The sequence below is a fragment of the Acidithiobacillus sp. genome, from assembly GCF_023255755.1.
Taxonomy (GTDB): domain Bacteria; phylum Pseudomonadota; class Gammaproteobacteria; order Acidithiobacillales; family Acidithiobacillaceae; genus Acidithiobacillus.
On record NZ_JAGDVS010000130.1, the window covers coordinates 1 to 2,721 of the forward strand.

Sequence of the window (2,721 nt, forward strand, 5' to 3'; positions counted from 1 at the left end):
CTCTGCTATTACGGCTTGCGGGGCCGATGCAATCCTGGGGCACGATCAGCCGCTTCGACCAGCGCGATACCGGCAAGGAGCCCAGCAAGTCGGGCGTAATCGGCCTGTTGGCCGCCGCGCTGGGGATTGATCGCGAAAACTGGTGCGACCTCGAACCGCTGACACGGCTGACGATGGCCGTGCGCCACGACCGGCCCGGCGTATTAAAGCGCGACTATCAGACTGCGCAGAACATCATTTCCGCCGACCGCTCGAAGGTTCACCAAACTGCCGTCACCACCCGCGACTACCTCGCCGACGCCGTATTTCTGGTCGGGCTGGAAGGTCTGAATCGACGCCTGCTCGAACGCGCGCACGCGGCTTTGCGTAATCCGGCCTGGCCGCTGGCACTGGGGCGCAAATCCTATGTGCCGTCCGAGTCGATCTGGCTTGATGGCGGCATCGTCAATACCCCATTGCTGGACGCGCTCGCCGCGTGGCCGTGGCTCGCTTCGCCGCGCCAACAGGAGGCCGCACCTGAACGGCTGTTGGCTTCGATAGAGTCGGACGATGACAGTGGTGCATTGCGGATGGATCAACCGCTGACCTCGTTCGCCGAGCGACGCTTCGGCGCACGATATGTGCGCTCTGGGTGGGTGGTTTTACTGCAGGAGGCAAGCCATGTTTCTGCATAGGATTCACATCAACCCCCGCCGTAATTCGGTACGCCGCGATCTCGCTGATCCCTACCAAATGCACGCCACACTGTGCCGCGCTTTCTTTCCAGAAGGCACGAAATGCCCGCCAGGTGCGTTGCTATGGCGTCTCGAACCGGAAACCGATGCCAAAGGACAGCCGCGCATTCTGATCCAGTGTGGCGCGACGCCGGAGTGGTCGCGCATCCCCGATCCCGAATGGCTTGCGCAGGCCGATCCCGGCATCGATCTGGAACAGAAACTTGGCATCGATGCACTCGCTGCCGGGCAGCAGTTCCGGTTCAGGTTGCGCGCCAACTCCTGCAAAACCGTACAGAGCAAGCGGCAGGGCATCACCCAGCCTGACGCACAACGGGAATGGCTGACCCGCAAGGGTGTGCAGCATGGCTTCGCGCTGCCGGGATCATCCGCGCCTGATTACTTCAATTTTCTGGAGAGTTCGAACGGACATGCCTATCAGGATTTCCGCATCTCGCAAGAGCAGATGCTGGGTGGGCGGCAGCATGACGGCAACGGGATACGGGTGTATTCAGCTCTATTCGAGGGACGGCTGACTGTGACCGATGTTGTACACTTCAAGAAGGCGCTGGAAACGGGGCTCGGTCATGGCAAAGTCATGGGACTGGGACTACTATCCGTGGTGCCGACCCGGTGAGTAACGAACTGCTTCCCCCGCTCAAACCCATCCCGATCAAGGAGCGCCTCTCGATTTTGTACATTGAGCGTGGCCAGTTGGACGTTCTCGACGGAGCTTTCGTTGTCGTTGACAAAAACGGCGTGCGCACCCACATCCCGGTCGGTGGCGTCGCATGTTTGATGTTGGAACCCGGCACGCGCGTCTCGCATGCGGCTTGTGCGCTGGCAGCACGAGTTGGTACATTGCTAGTTTGGATCGGCGAGGCGGGTGTGCGTCTCTATTCCGCCGGGCAACCGGGCGGTGCGCGATCTGACAAATTGCTCTATCAAGCACGCCTCGCTTTGGACGACGCTTTGCGCCTGAAAGTGGTACGCAAAATGTATGCCCTACGCTTCGGCGAAGAGCCGCCGCAGCGTCGTTCGGTCGAACAATTGCGCGGCATAGAAGGGGTGCGTGTGCGCGAAACCTACAAGCGCCTCTCCGCCAAATACGGCGTGGAATGGAAAGCGCGTAACTATGACACCGACGATTGGGATAAGGGCGATCTGCCCAACCGCTGCCTGTCCGCAGCTACCGCCAGTCTTTACGGTGTTACCGAAGCTGCAATCCTTGCTGCGGGCTACGCGCCAGCCATCGGTTTTATTCACACAGGTAAGCCACTCTCTTTTGTTTACGACGTGGCTGACGTGTACAAATTCGACACGGTTGTACCGTTAGCCTTTCATATTGCCGCGCGCAAGCCGCATAACCCAGAGCAACAAGTACGACTGGCGTGTCGTAACACATTTCGTCAAACACGCTTGCTGGAGCGCATCATCCCTGGCATAGAAGACATGCTTGCGGCAGGTGAAATCACACCACCAGAACACTTTAAAGAACAGATTGGTCCCGCCATTCCCAACCCGGAGTCTATTGGTGATGATGGTCATCGTGCTTGAGAACACCCCTGCGCGGCTGCGCGGACGCTTGGCCATCTGGCTGCTTGAAATCCGTGCTGGAGTCTATGTGGGAAACTACTCTTCCAAAGTGCGCGACTATGTCTGGAGCCAAGTGGAAGCTGGCATTGGCGATGGAAACGCTGTCATGGCCTGGCGAGCGAACAATGAAGCCGGTTTCGATTTCATTACCATCGGTCAGAACCGCCGTACCCCTGCGGAAATGGACGGCGTAAAGCTCGTGAGTTTTCTGCCGCTGGACGATCAAAATGCTCTTTGACAATTTGCGCAATCAAACCAAAAAATCGGTAGATTTTGGTGTTGTTATTTTTCTATTGTAATTCATAATATTGCAAGAAGTGTGTTCCCCGCGCGAGCGGGGATGAACCGCTGTTATGAGCACTGTAACCGAGGTCCACGAAGTGTTCCCCGCGCGAGCGGGGATGAACCGATG

Annotated in this window: 4 protein-coding genes; all 4 read left to right on the top strand. The window is 58.1% G+C overall.

The features are described 5' to 3' along the window. Positions 1-674: type I-E CRISPR-associated protein Cas5/CasD (gene cas5e, locus Q0C48_RS08990; protein WP_291523568.1), on the top strand; the 674-nt coding region annotated here is incomplete at its 5' end. Next, complete coding sequence (gene cas6e / locus Q0C48_RS08995; protein WP_291523570.1) at positions 661-1,350, top strand: type I-E CRISPR-associated protein Cas6/Cse3/CasE; 690 nt, start codon at positions 661-663, stop codon at positions 1,348-1,350. The genes cas5e and cas6e, both read left to right, overlap by 14 nt. Then, the gene (cas1e, locus tag Q0C48_RS09000; RefSeq protein WP_291523572.1) at positions 1,347-2,270 is read left to right on the top strand and encodes a type I-E CRISPR-associated endonuclease Cas1e; all 924 of its coding nucleotides are present in this window, start codon (positions 1,347-1,349) and stop codon (positions 2,268-2,270) included. The genes cas6e and cas1e overlap by 4 nt, the downstream gene beginning before the upstream one ends. Then, complete coding sequence (gene cas2e / locus Q0C48_RS09005) at positions 2,251-2,547, top strand: type I-E CRISPR-associated endoribonuclease Cas2e (protein WP_291523574.1); 297 nt, start codon at positions 2,251-2,253, stop codon at positions 2,545-2,547. The genes cas1e and cas2e overlap by 20 nt, the downstream gene beginning before the upstream one ends. Positions 2,548-2,721: the final 174 nt, after the last annotated feature.

Coding starts and splice junctions, on each gene's coding strand:
- cas6e (WP_291523570.1), top strand. CDS start 661: ATGTTTCTGCATAGGATTCACATCAACCCCCGCCGTAATTCGGTACGC.
- cas2e (WP_291523574.1), top strand. CDS start 2,251: ATGATGGTCATCGTGCTTGAGAACACCCCTGCGCGGCTGCGCGGACGC.